18 protein-coding genes and 1 pseudogene are annotated in these 17,987 nt (G+C 69.9%); 9 read left to right on the plus strand and 10 right to left on the minus strand.

All coding sequences use genetic code 11. The annotated features are described in order from the left end of the window. Positions 1-1,554 (minus strand): glycoside hydrolase family 43 protein, encoded by a 1,554-nt coding sequence (locus AB0H84_RS38685; protein WP_357616042.1) that lies wholly within the window; start codon positions 1,552-1,554, stop codon positions 1-3. A gap of 134 nt (positions 1,555-1,688) precedes the next feature. On the opposite strand from AB0H84_RS38685, the gene AB0H84_RS38690 reads away from it, so the two are divergent. The 5 genes from AB0H84_RS38690 to AB0H84_RS38710 all read left to right on the plus strand — a co-directional run bounded on the left by AB0H84_RS38690 (position 1,689) and on the right by AB0H84_RS38710 (position 7,593). Beyond that, complete coding sequence (locus tag AB0H84_RS38690) at positions 1,689-3,032, plus strand: extracellular solute-binding protein (RefSeq protein WP_357616045.1); 1,344 nt, start codon at positions 1,689-1,691, stop codon at positions 3,030-3,032. Between the two features lie 51 nt (positions 3,033-3,083). Then, on the plus strand, positions 3,084-4,010 hold the full coding sequence (locus tag AB0H84_RS38695; protein WP_357616048.1) for a sugar ABC transporter permease: 927 nt from the start codon (positions 3,084-3,086) through the stop codon (positions 4,008-4,010). Continuing rightward, positions 4,007-4,873, plus strand: coding sequence for a carbohydrate ABC transporter permease (locus AB0H84_RS38700; RefSeq protein WP_357616051.1), 867 nt, complete (start codon positions 4,007-4,009; stop codon positions 4,871-4,873). Before AB0H84_RS38695 ends, AB0H84_RS38700 begins: the two co-directional genes overlap by 4 nt. A 9-nt stretch (positions 4,874-4,882) precedes the next feature. After that, positions 4,883-7,132, plus strand: coding sequence for an alpha-xylosidase (yicI, locus tag AB0H84_RS38705; RefSeq protein WP_357616054.1), 2,250 nt, complete (start codon positions 4,883-4,885; stop codon positions 7,130-7,132). Between the two features lie 71 nt (positions 7,133-7,203). After that, positions 7,204-7,593, plus strand: coding sequence for a nuclear transport factor 2 family protein (locus AB0H84_RS38710; protein ID WP_357616057.1), 390 nt, complete (start codon positions 7,204-7,206; stop codon positions 7,591-7,593). A gap of 8 nt (positions 7,594-7,601) precedes the next feature. On the opposite strand, the gene AB0H84_RS38715 is transcribed toward AB0H84_RS38710, so the two are convergent. Next, complete coding sequence (locus AB0H84_RS38715) at positions 7,602-8,252, minus strand: restriction endonuclease (protein WP_357616060.1); 651 nt, start codon at positions 8,250-8,252, stop codon at positions 7,602-7,604. A gap of 133 nt (positions 8,253-8,385) precedes the next feature. On the opposite strand from AB0H84_RS38715, the gene AB0H84_RS38720 reads away from it, so the two are divergent. Continuing rightward, a complete protein-coding gene (locus AB0H84_RS38720) occupies positions 8,386-8,790 on the plus strand; it encodes a cupin domain-containing protein (RefSeq protein WP_357616063.1) in 405 nt (134 codons plus the stop codon). Between the two features lie 23 nt (positions 8,791-8,813). Here the strand turns inward: AB0H84_RS38720 and AB0H84_RS38725 are convergent, their stop codons facing one another. After that, positions 8,814-9,422 (minus strand): dihydrofolate reductase family protein, encoded by a 609-nt coding sequence (locus AB0H84_RS38725; protein ID WP_357616066.1) that lies wholly within the window; start codon positions 9,420-9,422, stop codon positions 8,814-8,816. A gap of 152 nt (positions 9,423-9,574) precedes the next feature. Here AB0H84_RS38725 and AB0H84_RS38730 point away from each other — a divergent pair, with 152 nt between their 5' ends. Then, entirely contained in the window at positions 9,575-10,774 is a 1,200-nt protein-coding gene (locus tag AB0H84_RS38730) for an MFS transporter (protein WP_357616069.1), read from the plus strand. An 18-nt stretch (positions 10,775-10,792) separates the two neighbouring features. Here AB0H84_RS38730 and AB0H84_RS38735 read toward each other — a convergent pair whose 3' ends face one another. Both AB0H84_RS38735 and AB0H84_RS38740 read right to left on the minus strand, forming a co-directional pair. Continuing rightward, on the minus strand, positions 10,793-10,993 hold the full coding sequence (locus AB0H84_RS38735) for a hypothetical protein (RefSeq protein WP_357616072.1): 201 nt from the start codon (positions 10,991-10,993) through the stop codon (positions 10,793-10,795). A 15-nt stretch (positions 10,994-11,008) separates the two neighbouring features. Beyond that, positions 11,009-11,926, minus strand: coding sequence for an NADP-dependent oxidoreductase (locus tag AB0H84_RS38740; RefSeq protein WP_357616075.1), 918 nt, complete (start codon positions 11,924-11,926; stop codon positions 11,009-11,011). Positions 11,927-12,080: 154 nt separating this feature from the next. Here AB0H84_RS38740 and AB0H84_RS38745 point away from each other — a divergent pair, with 154 nt between their 5' ends. Further along, positions 12,081-12,974, plus strand: coding sequence for a helix-turn-helix transcriptional regulator (locus tag AB0H84_RS38745; protein ID WP_357616078.1), 894 nt, complete (start codon positions 12,081-12,083; stop codon positions 12,972-12,974). Positions 12,975-13,014: 40 nt separating this feature from the next. Here AB0H84_RS38745 and AB0H84_RS38750 read toward each other — a convergent pair. Further along, positions 13,015-13,104 (minus strand): annotated as a pseudogene (locus AB0H84_RS38750) (hypothetical protein); the annotation flags it as partial. Positions 13,105-13,380: 276 nt separating this feature from the next. Between AB0H84_RS38750 and ligA the strand changes: the two are divergent. Then, positions 13,381-15,456, plus strand: coding sequence for an NAD-dependent DNA ligase LigA (ligA, locus tag AB0H84_RS38755; RefSeq protein ID WP_357616081.1), 2,076 nt, complete (start codon positions 13,381-13,383; stop codon positions 15,454-15,456). 159 nt (positions 15,457-15,615) lie between these two features. Here ligA and AB0H84_RS38760 read toward each other — a convergent pair whose 3' ends face one another. From AB0H84_RS38760 to AB0H84_RS38775, 4 genes are all read right to left on the minus strand, one after another. Beyond that, positions 15,616-16,404, minus strand: a complete 789-nt coding sequence (locus AB0H84_RS38760; RefSeq protein WP_357616084.1) for an alpha/beta hydrolase — start codon at positions 16,402-16,404, stop codon at positions 15,616-15,618. A 378-nt stretch (positions 16,405-16,782) separates the two neighbouring features. Beyond that, positions 16,783-17,109: a DUF1048 domain-containing protein gene (locus tag AB0H84_RS38765; RefSeq protein WP_357616087.1), complete on the minus strand. Its 327-nt coding sequence runs from the start codon at positions 17,107-17,109 to the stop codon at positions 16,783-16,785. Position 17,110: 1 nt separating this feature from the next. Continuing rightward, positions 17,111-17,467: a DUF1048 domain-containing protein gene (locus tag AB0H84_RS38770; protein WP_357616090.1), complete on the minus strand. Its 357-nt coding sequence runs from the start codon at positions 17,465-17,467 to the stop codon at positions 17,111-17,113. Beyond that, positions 17,464-17,790, minus strand: a complete 327-nt coding sequence (locus AB0H84_RS38775; protein WP_357616093.1) for a PadR family transcriptional regulator — start codon at positions 17,788-17,790, stop codon at positions 17,464-17,466. Before AB0H84_RS38775 ends, AB0H84_RS38770 begins: the two co-directional genes overlap by 4 nt. Positions 17,791-17,987 lie beyond the last annotated feature (197 nt).

Genomic DNA, 17,987 nt, shown 5'->3' on the forward strand with positions numbered 1-17,987 from the left:
TCAGCGCCGCGGCTGGTACTCGAACCAGTGGACGTACGCGCGGCCGTCGCCGGGGCGTCCGTTGCCGGTGGCGTAGAGGCCGAGGTGGACGCCCACGAAGCCGCCCGCGCGTTCGGTGCTGAAGAAGGGGCGCTCGATCGTGGCCAGGCTGATCCAGTGATCGGCGTCCGGAGCTTTGACGCGGAAGGTGTAGCCGGCCTCGTCACCCTCGACGGCCAGCAGCGCCTCGCCCACCGGGATCGGTACGGCGGCCGGCGACGTCTCCACGCCGGCCTCCCGGACCGTCAGCGTCGCCTGCGGCCTCCCGTCACCGTCCACGGTGAGGGCAAGCGTGGCGTACTGGTTCTGGTTCTGGAAGACAGCCAGTCCTGCCTCCTGTGACGGATCCGCCGCGGTGAAGCTGACGCGTGCCTGCGCGTGGAAACGGACGTGCTGCTGGCGTCGGCCGAGGAAGGCCGGCACGCCCGTGGAGCTGAGCGGCTCCGGCACCAGGTCGATCTCGAGCCCCTGCCCGTGTGCCGAGGGCCTGACGCGGTCGCCGATCGGGCCGCGCAGGCTGTTCCAGTGCAGGCCCGGCGCCGGCCCGTCGAAGTAATCCCGGCCCACCACCGCGGGGTCCTCGGCCGGCCGTTCCGGCGCGATCGACGGCAGCCGCTCCGACAGCCGCACCTCGCCCGAGTCCGGGGCGAAGACGGGGCCGTGCGCGGTCCAGACGACGGGCACCAGGAACACCTCGCGGCCCAGCGTGTGGGTGCCCTCGATCGGCCGCACCGCGAGCGTCACCGCCCACGTCTCGCCGTCAGGGGTTTCCACCAGGTCCGCGTGGCCGACGTTGTGAATGGGCTCGTCCGGGCCGCGGTGCCGATGGGTCAGCAGGGGGCTGCGCGGATCGGTGACGTAGGGGCCGGTGACGACGTCGGAACGCGCGGCCGTGACGCTGTGGTTGCCCTCGGTGCCGCCCTCGGCGGCGATCAGGTGGTACACGCCGTCGCGCTTGTACAGGTGCGGCGCCTCCACCCACGCCCCCCGTACGGCGCCCTGCCAGAGCACGTGGGTGGGGCCGACGAGCTTGAGGCGGTCGAGGTCGAGCTCGCGCATCCACAGCTCGCCGGGGCCGCCCTCGACCGCGTCCCTGCAGGCGGTGAACCAGCACCGGCCGTCGTCGTCGAAGAAGAGCGAGGGATCGATGCCCTCGGCCTCCAGCGGGACCGGCTCCGACCATGGCCCGGCCGGGTCGTCGGCGGTGACGATGAAGGTGAGGCTGCCCTGCCGGTTCCTGGCCAGGGTGGAGACCACGTAGAACGTGCCGTCGTGGTGGCGGATGGTCGGCGCCCAGATCCCGTCGGAGACGTCCAGTCCCTCCAGCGACAGCGGGCCCGGCCGGGTCAGCACGTGGGTGAGCTGGCGCCAGCCGACCAGGTCCCGGCTGTGGAAGAGCGGGATGCCCGGATAGTAGGCGAACGACGAGGTGACCAGGTAGAAGTCCTCGCCGACCCGGCAGATCGACGGGTCCGGATGGCAGCCGGGCAGGACCGGGTTGCGGAAGGTGAGCACGGGGGTGGGCTCCGAAGCGATGTCGGCTCTGTTACGAGCGAGGGCTTGACAGGATGACAACGTTAACATCAGGTTAGATCCCAGCGCACGACCCGGCAGTCCGCCGGATGCAGCACCTGTCCGAGGAGATCGTCATGACCCCACCCACCGTTCCCCCGCTCCGCCGCCGGAGCATGGTGAGCGCCGCATTGGCGCTGGCCCTGACGGCGTCGCTGGCCGCCTGCTCGTCCGGCGACACCTCCTCCCCGGGAACGGCGAGCGCCGGCGGGCCGGTCACGCTGCAGGTCTGGACCTGGAACCTGAAGAGCGGCGACCCGGAGGCCGAGGCGATCATCAAGAAGTACCACCAGGAGAACCCCAACGTCACGATCAAGCTGTCGGAGGTCGGCGGGACCGCTGACACCGCCTCGAAGCTGCTGGCGGCCGACCAGGCCGGCGACGCCCCCGACGTGGTGCAGCTGGAGTACCGCGGCGTGCCGGCCGTGGTGGTGGCCGGGGCCGTCAAGGACATCACCGCCGACGTGGCCGGCGTCAAGTCGGGCATCGAGTCCAACATCTGGGCCCTGACCACGTTCAACAACCAGGTCTACGGCGTGCCGCAGGACATCGGGCCGATGACGTTCACCTACCGGAAGGACCTGTTCGACAAGTACGGCGTCAAGGTCCCCACCACCTGGGCCGAGTACGCCAAGGCCGCCGAGCAGATCCACAAGAAGGACCCGGACGCCTACATCGCCAGCTTCTCGGCCAGCCAGCTGGAGTTCTTCGCCGCCCAGGCCGCCCAGGCCGGAGCGCAGTGGTGGAGCAACGACGGCAAGGCGTGGAAGGTCGGCATCGACAGCGAGGCGTCGCTGAAGACGGCCGACTTCTGGGAGGACCTCGTGAAGCGCGACCTGGTCAAGGTGGAGCCGCTGCTCACGCCGGAATGGAACGCCCAGGTCAACGACGGCAAGATCCTCAGCTGGGCCGCCGCCGCCTGGGCGCCCAGCGTGCTCTACTCGGTGGCGCCGGACACGGCGGGCAAGTGGGAGTCGGCGCCGCTGCCGCAGTGGACGCCGGGCGATCCCGCCGTCCCGTTCCTGGGCGGTTCGGCCTATCTGGTGCCGGCCAAGTCCAAGCACGCCAAGGAGGCCGCGGCCTTCGCCGCCTGGCTGGGCGCCTCCGACGAGGGCTCCAAGCTGCAGCTCACCCTGGACATCTATCCCGGCGGTAACGCCGGCCGCCAGGCGACGCTGACCGCCGCGCCGCCGAAGCTGATGCCGCAGCAGAAGGACTTCTACCAGGTGACCGACCAGGTGATCAAGAACACCACCATCCCGGTGACCTGGGGACCCAACGTGAACGTGGCGCAGACCGCCTTCGGCGACGCGCTCAACAAGGCCGCGCTCGACAAGGCCTCCTTCCGCGCGGTCTACCAGGCCACGCAGCAGGCCGTCGTCGCCGACCTGCAGAAGTCTGGCTATACCGTCACCAAGTAGGACACTCGGGGGCCCGCCGGGTCCCCGGTTCGACCCATCTCTGGACGTCTCATGCCCGCCACCTCCGCCGGCCGGCGAACGCGCCTGCGTGCCACAGCCACCCCCTGGCTGTTCGCCACGCCCGCGATCGTGCTTTTCACCCTGTTTCTGATCATCCCGATCGGTTACGCGATCTACCTGAGCTTCCGTGGCTTCCGCATCGAAGGCGGCGGCGCGTTCGGGCGGCGCGTACAGACCTTCATCGGGTTCGACAACTACACCGCCGCGCTCACCGACCCCGAGTACGTCGCCGGGCTCGGCCGGGTGCTGCTCTACGGCGTCATCGCCATCCCCAGCGTGCTGGGCCTGGCCTTGCTGTTCGCGCTGCTGCTGGACACCCCGAGGGTGCGGGCGCGCGGCTTCACCCGTACCGCGATCTTCCTGCCGTACGCGGTGCCGGGTGTGATCGCCAGCCTCCTGTGGGGCTTCCTCTACCTGCCCAGCACCAGCCCGCTCACCTACATCGCCAGGCAGCTGCACACCGGGCCGCTGGACTTCTTCAGCTTCCCCGCCCTGTACTTCTCCCTGGCCAACATCGCGCTGTGGTCCGGCGTCGGCTTCAACATGATCATCATCTTCACGTCGCTGCGCTCCATCCCCACCTCCGTCTACGAGGCGGCCCGCATCGACGGGGCGAGCGAACTGCAGATCGCCTGGCGGATCAAGATCCCGCTGGTGGCCCCCGCCCTCGTGCTCACCGGGCTGTTCTCCGTGATCGGCACCCTGCAGCTGTACAGCGAGCCGGCCACGCTGCGCCCGATGACGACGACCATCAGCTCGACCTGGGTGCCGCTGATGAAGATCTACCAGGAGGCGTTCATGAACGACAACCTCGGCGGGGCCGCCGCCGCCTCCGTCGTGCTGGCCGTGGGCATCCTGGTCATCTCGCTGCTCCTGCTCCGCTTCTTCCAGCGCCGTACCTTCGGGGAGAACGCATGAGCGCCACCCTCCTTCACCACCGCCGCCCCGGCGCGCGGCGGCGGCCGCGCCTGGCGCTGATCGTGCTGCTGCTCGGCGGGCTGTACTGCCTGACCCCCGTGGCCTGGGTGGTCGTCGCCGCCTCCAAGACCTCGCGCGAGCTGTTCACCACCTTCTCCTTCGCCCCGGGCAGCGGCCTGTTCGACAACATCGCCACCCTCAGCACCTACGGCGGCGGCCAGTTCTGGAAGTGGGGGCTCAACTCGCTGCTGTATGCGGGCCTCGGCGCGGTCCTGTCCACGCTCGTGTCGGCCATGGCCGGTTACGCCCTGGCCAAGTTCCGCTTCCGCGGACGCCAGGTCCTCTTCTCGGTGATCCTCGCCGGCGTGCTCGTGCCCGGCATCGTGCTGGCCGTCCCGCAGTATCTGCTGATGGCCGCCGTCGGCCTGGCCGGCACCCACTGGTCGGTGCTCCTGCCGGTCATCATCAACCCGTTCGGCATCTTCCTGTGCCGGGTCTTCGCCGCGGCCTCGGTCCCGGAGAGCACGCTGGAGGCGGCACGCCTGGACGGCGCCGGCGAGCTGCGCATCTTCGGCACCATCGTGCTGCCCATGATGGTGCAGGGGCTCGTCACGGTGTTCCTGCTGCAGTTCGTCGGCATCTGGAACAACTTCCTGCTGCCCTTCATCATGCTGTCCGACCAGGACAAATATCCGATCACCCTGGGCCTGTACACGTTCCTGGGCAAGGGCGCCGGCGACGGCGACCTGTACTCGCTGGTCATCACGGGCTCGGCCGTCGCCGTCATCCCGCTGATCGTTCTCGTCCTGGTCCTGCAGCGGTTCTGGCGCGCCGACCTGCTGGCCGGCGGATTGAAGGGATAGCCGCACCAGATGAAGTTCACCGACGGGCTCTGGCTGATGCGGCCCGGCGTCACCCCGCTGTACGCGGCCGAGCCCTACGACATCGACGTCGAGGAGAGCGCGTTCACCGTCACCGCGCCCACCACCGTCATCAACCGCCGAGGCGACACGCTCAACCGGCCGGTGCTCACGCTGCGGCTGTCGGCACCGCTGGAGAACGTGATCCGCGTCCGCATCGACCACCACATGAGCGACGACCGCGGCTTCGAACTGATCGGCGCCGAGGGCGACCACGGCATCGTCAAGGCGGACGAGGCGAACGGGGCGACGCTCACCAGCGGCGCGCTCAGCGCGACCATGGCACCCGGAGCACCCTGGAGCCTCTCCTTCCACGGCGACGGGCGTCCGCTGACCTCCAGCGGCTCCAAGTCGATCGGATACTTCCAGCTGGCCGCGGACGCGCTGACCGACCGCGGTCCGGTCGGCAACCCCCGGACGGGCCCCTCCGCCCACCTCGCCCAGCAGCTCGCGCTGGGCGTGGGCGAGGTCGTCTACGGGCTGGGGGAACGGTTCGGACCGCTCGTCAAGAACGGCCAGACGGTGGAGATCTGGAACGCCGACGGCGGGACCTCCTCGGAGCAGGCCTACAAGAACGTGCCGTTCTACCTCACCAACCGCGGCTACGGCGTCTTCGTGAACCACCCCGGGCACGTCTCGTACGAGATCGGCTCGGAGGCGGTGCAGCGGGTGCAGTTCTCGGTCGAGGGAGAGAGCCTCGAGTACTTCGTGATCTACGGGCCGGCCCCCAAGCAGATCCTCGAACGGTACACCGCGCTCACCGGCCGTCCCGCGCGCCTGCCCGCGTGGTCCTACGGCCTGTGGCTGTCGACCTCGTTCACCACCAGCTACGACGAGCGGACGGTGACCTCGTTCATCGACGGCATGGCCGAGCGCGACCTGCCGCTGTCGGTCTTCCACTTCGACTGCTTCTGGATGCGCGAGTTCAACTGGTGCGACTTCGTGTGGGACCCGCGCGTCTTCCCCGACCCCGAAGGCATGCTCGCCCGCCTGCACGCCAAGGACCTGCGCGTCTGCGTGTGGATCAACCCGTACATCGGCCAGCGCTCGCCGCTGTTCGCCGAGGCCGCCGGGCAGGGCTTCCTCCTCAGGCGTCCGGACGGGTCGGTCTGGCAGTGGGACCTGTGGCAGGCCGGCATGGGACTCGTCGACTTCACCAACCCCGATGCGACGCGGTGGTTCCAGTCGAAGCTGCGCGCGCTGCTGGACCAGGGAGTCGACGCGTTCAAGACCGACTTCGGGGAGCGCATCCCGCTCGACGTCGCCTACTTCGACGGCTCCGCGCCCGAACGGATGCACAACCTCTACACGCACCTCTACAACAGCGCGGTGTTCGAGGTGCTCGAGGAACGACGCGGCCGGGGTGAGGCGGTGCTGTTCGCGCGGTCGGCGACCGCCGGCGGTCAGCGGCTGCCGGTGCACTGGGGCGGCGACTCGGGATCGACGTACGAGTCCATGGCGGAGAGCCTGCGCGGCGGCCTGTCGCTCGCGTTCTCCGGCTTCTCCTTCTGGAGCCACGACATCGGCGGTTTCGAGGGCACCCCGGACTCCGGTGTCTTCAAGCGCTGGGTCGCCTTCGGGCTCATGTCCTCCCACTCGCGGCTGCACGGCTCGTCGTCGTACCGCGTGCCGTGGGCCTTCGATGAGGAGGCCGTGGAGGTGACCCGGCTGTTCACGAAACTCAAGCTCCGCCTGATGCCGTACCTCTACCAGGCGGGCGTCCAGGCGCACGAGAGCGGGACACCCGTCATGCGGCCCATGGCGATGGAGTTCCCCGAGGACCGCAACGTCACCTACCTCGACACCCAGTACATGCTCGGCCCCGACCTGCTCGTCGCGCCCGTCCTCAGCCCCGACGGGACGGTCGAGCTCTACCTGCCCGACGGCACGTGGACGAACTACCTGACGGGCGAACGCGTCGAGGGCGGCCGCTGGCGCACCGAGACGCACGGCTTCACCTCGATGCCGATCTACGTGCGCGAAGGCGCCGTGCTGCCGGTCGGGGCCAGGGATGACCGGCCTGACTACGACTACCTCGACGGCCTGACCCTGCGCGTGTACCCGGGACCGGACGGCGAGAGCACCCTGACGGTCACCGACCACGCCTCCGGCGAGCCCACCGGGTTCACCGTCACTCGCTCCGGCGGCGCGGTCTCGGTCTCGTCCTCCCTGGCCACCGGCTGGAGGTACGAACTCGCCTGAGGAGCCGTTTGACCTTGTCACGGGCGTCAGGGTTTACCCTCGACCCCTCTGACATCGACGAACGGACGGATATGAGCACGGACCGGGACAGCCTCCTCAAGCACGACCAGAGATTCTTCGACGCCTTGGTGGCGGGCGACCATGGGCTGCTTGACGGGCTGCTGTCGGACGACTTCATCCTGGTGGGCCTGCAGGACGGGGCCGTCGCGGACAAGCGGATCGTGCTCGACCTTGTGGCGTCCGGGGCTCTTCGGTTTCCCGGGATCGACGCGTTCCCGGACGAGGCGATTGTCCGCGTCATCGGGAACGTCGGCATCGTCGTGGGACGTACCGGGATGAACGTGACCAACCCGGACGGCACCACGTACAGCGCCGGGAGCCGTTACACCCATGTGTACACCGCCGACTCCCCCGGCGCCTGGCGCCTCGCCTCCGCCCAGGGCACCGCCATCAGGCCCTGACCCGATCGCTACGTGGCTTCCTCCTCGGTCAGCGCCTTGGCCGACCTGGCCGGCAGCAGCGAGACCGTACCCAGCAGCCAGTCCGCCAGGCGGTCGCGTTCGACGAGGATCAGCGGCGTCCGCGCGCCCAGCGCCTCGAGTCTGGCCTGCTTGGTGAGGCGGCCGGAGGTGACCAGCACGCCGGTGTGCCCGGCGAAGGTGTTGGCCAGCGCGCCCAGGAAGTTGCGCACCTCGGGCGCGCCGACCGTCTTGCTGTAACGCTTGCACTGGACGGCGTACCGGCCGTGTCCCGGAACGACGGCCGTGATGTCCACGCCGCCGTCACCGGCACGGCCGCACTCTCGGACCTTGCGGAAGCCGTCCGCGATCATCCGCTCGGCGACGAGGTGCTCGAACGCGGGGCCCGTCATCCGGTCGACCTTCTCCAGTTCGGCATTGGCGGCCAGGAACCGCTGTCGCTCCATCTCGATCATGCGGTGCCGGAGGATGAGCCCGCCCACGAACAGCACGGCGAGCAGGCAGGCGATCCCCGCGGCCCAGCCCGGGTACGCGCTGACGAACCACACGACGACGACGCTCAGGAGGCACGCCCCCGTCACCAGCCATTCCCTCTTGCTTGATCTCCGCTTGCCGCTTCCTCTCCTGGAGCCCCTCGCCATGGTCCCTCCTCGATGGGTGGTGTCGAACATCGAGTCTGAGCGGGAGGACCGACAGAAAGCGCGGAGAGCTGTCACAAACAGGGAGGCCGTCTTGTCCTCACTCTGAACAGTCCCTGTTTGAACGGAGGAGAACATGAGCGCTGAACATTTGCCCCCGGGCGTCGAGGTGATCGCAACCCTGCCGGAGGCGGCGGCCCGGATCCCGGCCGGCGCCGAGGCCAGGACCATCAGGGTCACCCTGCCCCCCGGCGACCCCGGCGCGCCACCGCACCGCCACCCCGGGCCGCTCTTCGGCTACGTGACCCAGGGCGAGATCCTCTTCGAGCTGGAGGGGCAGCCGCCCCGGGTGCTCAAGGCCGGCGACGCCCTGTTCGAACCCGGCGGCGACGTGATCCACCTCCAGGGTGCCAACAACCTGCCGGACGCGCAGTCCCAGCTGGTGGTGACCATGTTGGCGCCGCCTGGCACCCCGGTTCTGACCCTGGTCAGCGCGGAGGAACTGGCCGAACGGCGACACCTGAGGGTCACCGCGCCCTAGGGAGGCGGCGACCGGGGTCGCTTCTACTGCTCGCCCTGGGACAGGTGGGCCTTGGCGTCGTCGTAGGAGGCGTCGCCGCCCGCCTCGGCAGGCCGGTAGACCAGGTAGAGCACGCCCGTCGTGAACGTCTCGGACTTGATCAGCTCCAGCGGGACAGGGTTCTCCCCCTCGTCGAACAGCCGCTCGCCCTTACGGACGGCGATCGGGTGGACCAGCAGGTGCAGTTCGTCCAGCAGTCCCTCGGCCAGCAGCTGGCGGACCACCGAGACCGAGCCGCTCACGGCGATCCGGTCGCCCGGCTCCTTCTTCAACGCGGTCACGGCCTCGGCCAGATCGCCCTGGAGCAGCTCGGAGTTGCGCCAGGTGAACTCCAGGGGCTGTCGCGACACGACGATCTTCCGCGCGTCGCCGAGCGTCTTCGCGAAGCCGGCGTCCTCGCCGCCCTCGGCCTCCCGCTCCGGCCACGCTCCGGCGAAGCTGTCATAGGTCTTGCGCCCCAGGAGCAGCGTGTCGGCCATCTGCCCGGCCACGGCGGCGCCCATCTCATCGTTGAAGTACGGGAAATGCCACGCCGCCGGCTCCTCGACGACACCGTCGAGCGAGATGAACAGGCTTGCGACGATCGACCTCATGAAGTCCTCCAAGGAAGGGGCGGGGCCGTCCGGCCCTGCCGTTCTGATGTGCTTGTAGTCTCGCGGGGCCTGCTTACGGATTCCTTAAGGTCTCCCTTTCGGCCGGGCGGACGAGCGCATACGAGCAGAGCCGGCTGGGTAGCGCGCTGCGAATGGGATCGACTCCGGCATCCGGGCTGCGGCGGCGGCTCATCACTCTCTTGATCGCGGTTCTGCTGCTCGGGGTAACAGAATCCATGATCGGGCCCTACCTCGTCCTGTTCGGTGTCGAACGCCTACGGTTGTCGGCACTTGAGATCGGCGTCTTCGTCTCGCTCACAGCGGTCAGCGGCATGGCCGTCAGCGTCTGGTTCGGCCGCCGCTACGACCGCCGTCCCAGCCGGTGGCCCGCGGTGGTGGCCGCGGCGCTGGCCGGTACGGGATACCTGCTGCTCCTGCTGACCCCGCCGTATCCGCTGCTGCTCCTGATCGGAATGGCGTTCCTCGGCGCGGGCAGCGCGGTGTTCCCCCAGCTCTTCACCCTGGCCAAGAGCGACGCCGACGGGCCGGGCGGCGGCACGCCCGTCCTGCGCTCGGCGTGGTCGCTCGCCTGGGCGCTCGGCCCCCTGGCGGGTGGCGCGCTGCTGGGCGGCCCCGGCTACTCCGGCGTGCTCGCGGCCACGGCCTGCGGGTTCTGCCTGGTGGTCGTGGCCGTGCTCGGGGTCGAGGTCCGCCCGCCGGATCCGCCCCGGCCCGCTGAGGAAGGAGGCGACCGGCCGCTGTCCTCGCCGGCCGTCGCGCTGTCGATCGCCGGCTTCGCGCTCTTCCACGTCGCGATGTTCTCGGGCGCGGTGGCGCTGCCGCTCTATGTCACCGAGGCGCTGCACGGCTCGGCCGGTGCTGTGGGATGGATGTTCAGCGTCTGCGCGGCGGCCGAGATCCCCGCGGCGCTCGCTCTGCTGGTGTTACCGGGCCGCTGGAGCAGGGAGCGGGTGATCCTGATCGGCATGGGGCTCATGATCGCGTACTTCGTGCTGGTGGCGGCGTTCACCGGGATCGTGGCGCTGGTGCTGGTCCACATCGCCCGGGGGGTGGCCATCGCGGTGGTGGGCGCGCTGGGCATCAGCCACATGCAGGACCTGCTGCCGGCCGCCCCGGGACGGGCCACCACCTTGTTCGCCAACACCGCGACGGCCGGCTCGCTTGTGTCGGGCATCGCCGCCGGCGGCCTCTCCCATGCCCTCGGCTACCGTGCGGCCCTGCTTGCCTGTGGCGTGCTCAGCGCGGTGGCGTGGCTGCTGTTCCTCCTCGCCCGGCGCCGGGCGGCGGCCGAGACGGGGAGCCCGGTCGCGGCGCCGGTGCCACCACGCTGAGCGCCGTCACTCGCACGGTCAACGCCGGCACCCGGCCGGGGCACCGTCGGGGTGCTCCGGCCGGGTGCCGAAGAAGCCTGCCTCCAGCTTGCCCTGCAGCGTCTCGTCGGCCTGCACCTGCTTGCCGCCCAGGACGTCACCGGCAGGGAGATCGCCTTCTGCCCGAGCGCGAACGGCGACTCGGCGTTCGTGGCGATGGCGGCGCAATAAAACGATCATTTCATGCCAATACGGCTAGGGACGGAGCACGATCTTGCCGTGGGTGTGCCGCCGTTCGAGCTCGCGGAACGCCTCCCGCACCTGCTCCAGCGGGTACGTGCGGGCGATGGGCACCTCGAGCTCCCCGCGCGCGGCGAGCCGGGCCAGCTCCCCGAGCACCACCGCGCACGCCGCGGCGCCTTCTCCGTCGGTCCGCGCGCCGACCTTGGCCGCGGCCTGCCAGTCGCGGATCGTGACGATCCGCTGGGGCCGCACACCCAGCTCCACGGCCAGCTCCACGTAGCCGTCCCCGTACGTGTCGATGAACGCGTCGACGTTCCCGCCGCAGGCTCGCCGGATCCGCTCGGCCACACCCTCCCCGTACGCGACCGGGACGACGCCGCGATCCCGCAACCAAGCGTGGTTCCGCTCGCTCGCCAGCCCGATCACCGTGGCGCCGCGCCGCCGCGCGAGCTGCACGGCAAGGGACCCGACGCCGCCCGCCGCACCGGACACGACGACCGTGTCGCCCGGCCCGGGGTCGACCGCGAACACGGTGGCGTACGCCGTCGTGCCGGCCACGTACAACGACCCGGCCACCTCCCAGGACAGCCCCTCCGGAAGCGGGGTCAGCTGCACATCGTCCACCACGACGAACTCCGCGTGGCTCGCCCTCCGGTGAGTGAACCCGAGGACCTCGTCGCCCACCGCGACACCGCGCACCTCCGGGCCGACCTCCACCACGAGGCCGGCCAGATCGCTGCCCTGCCCGGAGGGGAACGTCGCCGGCCAGCGCCCGTGCCGCGCACCCTGCCGGATCATCGCCTCGCCGGGCTGGATCCCGGCCGCGCGGACCTCGACCAGCACCTGCCCGGGGCCGGGCACCGGACGCTCCACCTCCTCCACCCGCAGGACCTCGATCCCGCCGTACTCGTGGAACCGCACCGCCTTCATCGCGTCATCACCGCTCTTCCTCGTCCGGATGGCCTCGGACGGCCACCCCTCGACCGTGCCATCACCCTCGATGGCGCAGGAACGGAGCGATCTACCTAGGACCGGCGGTCCGAGGATGGGCTTGACGAATGGTGATATCACTACCGATATGGGGATGCATCGCGACGAACTCGCCGATTTCCTGCGGCGGTCCCGAGAACGGCTCACGCCACGCGACGTCGGGCTGGTCGAGGGGCCGAGGCGGCGCACGCCAGGACTGCGCCGCGAGGAGGTCGCGGCGCTCGCCCAGATGTCGGCCGACTACTACATGCGGCTCGAGCAGGCCAGGAGCCCGCAGCCCTCGGTCCAGCTGCTGGCCGCGCTGGCGCGCGCGCTGCGGCTGACCATCGACGAGCGGGACCACCTGTACCTGCTCGCCGGGCACCGTCCGCCGGAGGGGGCGAGAGCCGGGGAGTACCTGCGGCCGAGCATGCTGTACCTCCTCGACCGGCTGGACAGCGTTCCGGTCCAGGTCCTGAGCGATCTGGGAGACCTGCTGGCGCAGAACGAAATGGCGCAGGCGTTGTTCGGGTGTGTGTGCACGGTGGCCCGGGAGGACCGCAACATCGTGCTGCGCTGGTTCACCGAGCCGGACGTGCGGCGCCATTTCGCACCGGAGGAGCACGAGGAGCACTCCCGGCAGCTGGTCGCCGACCTGCGCGCCGCGGTGGCCCGCCGCGGCGACGACGCGGCGGCCCGCACGCTCGTCACACGGCTCCGCGCGGCCAGCGCCGACTTCGCGGCGCTCTGGGACCGGCACGAGGTCGCCGTGCGCAGGTCCCACCCGTACCGGCTCACGCATCCCGAACTCGGCAGGATCGACTTCGACTGCGAGGTGCTCGCGACGCCCGCGGCGGACCAGCGCCTGCGGATCTTCACTCCCCCGCCCGGCGGCACGGAGGCGCTGGACATGCTGCGCGTGCTCGGCCCGCAGCACCGGCACGACACCGCCGCGACGCGGGCAGGAACGAGAGCGGGCGGGGTTGGCGACCCCCCTGAGCCTCTTTGAGCACTACAGATGGGCGGCGACTTGGGCGGCGAACCTGCTGGATCACCTCGGCGTCGGCGGCGCGGACGGCGTCCATCGTGGCGAAGTGGCGGGCGATGCGGCGGCTCATGGAGCGGCCGGTGCCGCGCACGCCCAGGGCGCAGTTCGCTCGGATTCGGTGTGGATTTTCGGTGACTTGCCACCATGCTGCTGCACCGTGTCACCACCACAGACCAGAAGAACTTCATTGTGCGCATGAGGAGCCCTTTTTCGGGCTCGGTGTCGGGGGCGGGGCAGCCTGGCGGCCGCCGCGCCGCCATGACCGCCGTTCCGTGCCGGGCCGGCGTCCGAGGCGCCGCGGCCCGATCGCCGGTTTGGAAGGGTTCTGGGTCTCGGAATTGTCGGTGGCTACCGGCATGGTGGTGCCATGACCGAGACGCCCCCCTTCACCATCCTCTCCGATGACACGGCCTACGCCGAGGCCGTTCAGCTCGCCGTTGACTCCGCCGCCGCCTACTACGCCGACGGCACCTCCACGCTTGACGACGACGCCTACGACCGGCTGGTGCGGGGCATCCAGGCGTACGAAGAGGCCCATCCCGAGGCGGTGCTGCCGTCCTCGCCGACCGGCAAGGTGGCAGGCGGGGCCGTGGTGGGCGACGTGCCGCACACCGTGCCCATGCTGAGCCTGGACAACGTGTTCGGCGCCGAGCAACTCGCCGACTGGGCGGCCGGGCTGGAGCGCCGGCTCGGCCGCCCGGTCACGGCGTGGAGCGTGGAGCCCAAGCTCGACGGCCTGGCGATCTCGGCCCGCTACCGGCACGGCCGCCTGGCCCAGCTGGTCACGCGCGGCGACGGCAGCGCCGGCGAGGACGTCTCGCACGCCATCGGCACCATCGTCGGGCTGCCCGATCGGCTGGCCGACCCGGTCACGGTGGAGCTGCGCGGCGAGGTCATGATGACCGCCTCCCAGTTCGAGGAGGCCTGCGCCAAGCGGCAGGCACACGACGGCACCACGTTCGCCAACCCGCGCAGCGCCGCTGCGGGCACGCTCCGTGCCCAAGAGAGGCCGTACGTCTGCGAGCTGACATTCTTCGCTTATGGGGCGTTGCCCTCTTCTGACGACGACTCCGCACTGGCAGTGCGCCTGCGGGAGCTGCCGCGCAGCCAGATCATGGGCTGGGTGGCCGCGCAGGGTGTTCAGACCACCGCCGCCACGCCGGTCGCCGGGATCGTGGCCGACAGCGTTGAGCACGTGCAGGAGCGGGTGGGAGAGATCGCGGCGGCGCGAGCCGGGCTGCCGTTCGGCATCGACGGCATCGTGATCAAGTGTGATCTGGCGGCCGACCAGGCCGAGGCCGGGTTCAGCTCGCGGGCGCCCCGCTGGGCCATCGCCTACAAGCTGCCCGCCACCGAGAAGATCACCAAACTGCTCGCCGTGGAGTGGAACACCGGCCGCACCGGCATCATCGCCCCACGCGCCGTGCTGGAGCCGGTCGAGCTCGACGGCAGCATCGTCACCTACGCCACCCTGCACAATCCCGCCGACATCGCCCGGCGTGGCCTCATGCTCGGCGACAGCGTCACCGTCTACAAGGCGGGCGACGTCATCCCGAGGGTCGAAGCGCCGGTCGTGCATCTGCGCACGGGTGAGGAGCAGCCGATCGAGATCCCGGCGGCCTGCCCGTCGTGCGGGGACGCGATCGACAGCTCGCAGGAGCGCTGGCGGTGCGTGCGCGGGCGCGCGTGCCGCGCGATCGCCTCCATCGTCTACGCCGCGGGCCGCGACCAGCTCGACATCGAAGGCCTGGCCGAGAATCGCATCAAGCAGATGCTCGACGCGGGCCTCATCGCCGACTTCGCCGACCTGTTCTTCCTGACCCGCGAGCAGCTGCTCGGCCTGGAGCGTATGGGCGAGACCAGCACCGACAACCTGCTGGCCGCCATCGATCGGGCCAAGGGCCGGCCGCTCAGCCGGGTCTTCTGCGCTCTCGGGGTGCGCGGCACCGGCCGGTCCATGAGCCGCCGCATCGCCAGGCACTTCGGCAGCATGCAGGCCATCCGCGCCGCCGACGCCGAGGCGATCCAGGCGGTCGAGGGCATCGGCTCGGAGAAGGCCCCGGTGGTGGTGACCGAGCTGATCGAGCTGGCCCCGCTCATCGACAAGCTGATCAAGGCCGGCTTCACCATGACGGAGCCGGGCTGGACACCACCCGCCGAGCCCGGTGCCGCGAAGGCCGACGGCGCGTTCGAGCTGCCGCTGGCCGGGATGTCCGTCGTGGTGACCGGCGCGATGAGCGGAGCGCTGGAGGCGCTGAGCCGCAACCAGATGAACGAGCTGATCGAGCGCGCGGGCGGCAAGGCGTCCTCCAGCGTCTCGGCCAAGACGTCGCTGCTGGTGGCCGGCGACAAGGCCGGGTCCAAGCGGGCCAAGGCCGAGAGCCTGGGCGTGCGGATCGTCGATCCGGAGGAGTTCGCCACCCAGGTCAGCGCCTTCCTGTGAGCGGCGGCGTCGAAGTGGCGCAGCAAGGCCTCGATCGGGTCGAGCCGAGCCGTCGGCGACGGCGGCGCGCAGCACTTCGATGATCCGGTCGCGGTCCGCGTCGGACGCCGCGCGAGTGAGCTCGCCTGGCCGATCGTGCTGCCATCTGTCACGGCTCTATCAGCCGACCGCGTGGCCGTGGGTGGCGGCGAGCTCGCGTACGGCCTGGGCGACGGCAGGTGAGTCGTTGCGCAGGATCTTGCTGTGGTTGCTCGCGACCTTCGCGCTGATCTTGACGTTCGGGTTGTGGGCGAGCACCGGATCGAGCACGGCCCGTCCCTGTTCCATCTCCCCTTTCTGGCTTCCGAGGCTGTCGCCCGTGGCCAGGACGAACCGCACCGGGCGGGTCAGGCGTTCCAGGACCGGCACGCTGGCGGCGGCGATCTCGTTGAGTTCGATGTTGACCTCGGCGTGCTGCTCAGCGCTCATCCGCGCCGCCAGCCCCAGCCGGGCGGCGATCGGGAAGAATAACCGCATGCGGCGGAACAGCTTGCGGATCCGCTCCGCACCGGCCTCGCCGGTGAGACCGACCGGAAAAGCGTCGACCGTGACCAGACCGGCGACGCGGTCCGGATTCCGATCGGCCCAGTGCCACCCCAGCACCCCACCGTAGGACCATCCCACCAGGATCGGCCGGTCCACACCCCTCGCCTCCAGGACGGCATCGACGTCACGGAGGCACGCCTCGAACGAGTAGTCCGCCGAGCGCTTCGATCTGCCGCGGGCGCGCTCGTCGTAGGTGATGTGCCGGTAGCCGCTGCCCAGGCCGGCAATGACGCGCCGCCAGTGTGACTGGTCGGCATAGGCGCCGTTGAGGTAGACCACAGGGATACCGGGGCCGCCGGTGTCGGTCACGGCCAGCGCCGTGTCCTCGACCGGCATCATGCCGGTCCATGTCGCATTGGTCATGGTTCCTCGTCTCTGTCGTCTGTCTTGTGGGTTCGTCTGTCGCCGGAGCCGCCGGGCAGAGACTGCGGAGCACCATGTCACCGGTGCTGGTGTGCGCGCCTTGACGATCTGCTCGGCCTTTCTGGGGCCGTCGGCGGTGCCCAGCTCGTTGCGTCGGTCTTCGCGGTGAGCGCGCCGTGCGCACGCTTGACGACGATGTCGCCGCTCGGCGGGTTCACCCGGCAGGTCGCCGGTGGCCTCGCTGATTCGGGCCGCGCCGGTGAGAGGGCTGGAGTTCTTTGATTGAGGCGCTGGAGTCCGGGTCGACCGACACCGTGCATGCGCCGATGATGCAGGCGCCGGCGCTGATCAAGCGGTAAAAGGCCGGGGCGACGGGTGCTACTTCTCGCCCGTGCCGGGTTTCCCGCTGATGGACTCCTGATAGATGTCGGCGTAGGTGCGCGAGTCCTTGACCAGGTCGTCGCAGAAGGCGGCGACGTCGTTGCCGATGAGTTCCAGCACTCCCTTGCCGGCCGCGACGCCCTCCTCGAAGAAATCGACGATCCCCGAGAGCAGGGGCCCGTCAGACAAGTCGACCGGTCCAACCTTGAAGAAGTACCTCTGAATCTCCTTGTAGACGATCTGGTAGTCCCGCGGGAGCGCCTTGACCCGCGCCATGTGCGCCCGCCACTGCTTCTTGCCCTCGATGATGTCTTGGATGCCCACGTCAGCCTCCTAGCCGGCCCAATTTCCTTGCGACATTCCTGTTCAACTGCTCGCGCCACCGGTCGCGATAGCCGCGAGCCCCTTCTTCGCCGGCCAGCGCCGCGCAGAAGCCCTGGATGTCGTCACCCAGCACCTCGTGAATGCTCTGCCCGTCGGCCGCTGTCTCTTCAAGCAGCCCAAGAGCGCCGTCGAGAATCGGCATCAGGTTTCGGCCTGTGAAGTCCCCGTAGGGGAAGAGGTGAGCCTTGACCTGTTCCCACGCCGCCCGGTAGTCGGCCGGCAATGCCGCGGCCCGAACTTCGAACGCCTTCCATTCCCTGGTGAGATCGCTGCCTGTGATGGTCTCCCAGAAGTTCATCTCCCGCCCTCCTTCAGCTTGTCGATCCGTGATGAGACGTACTCCCATTTCGCCCAGAACCTCCCGAGTTCCTTGCGCCCCGCGTCGTTGAGCGCATAGAACTTGCGCGGCGGGCCCAGCCCGGACGGTCGTTTCGTCACCTGGACGAGCCCGTTCTTCTCCAGCCGCAGCAGGATGGTGTAAACCGTCCCCTCGACGACGTCGGCGAAGCCGAGTTCGTTCAGCCGACGCGTGATGGCGTACCCGTAGGTCTCCTCGCTGCCGATGATTTCCAGCACGCAGCCCTCCAGCGTGCCCTTCAGCATCTCCGTCAGGTCGTCCATCGTGAGTCCTCTTCGGTCTCCCGGTACCTTGTAGCACCGAGTACTGCTACACGGTACCACAGAGTAGTGCAGCCATGCCTAGCGAGCGCCCGGCCACAGCGTGTACATCGGCATCGTTACGATCGTGGCCGACGCCGGGATGATCTCGAGGCGAACAATCAGGCCATCGAAGATGCGGGACTGTCGTTCATCCTTGG

This window comes from Nonomuraea sp. NPDC050786 (assembly GCF_040654115.1).
In the GTDB taxonomy this organism is placed as follows: Bacteria; Actinomycetota; Actinomycetes; order Streptosporangiales; family Streptosporangiaceae; genus Nonomuraea.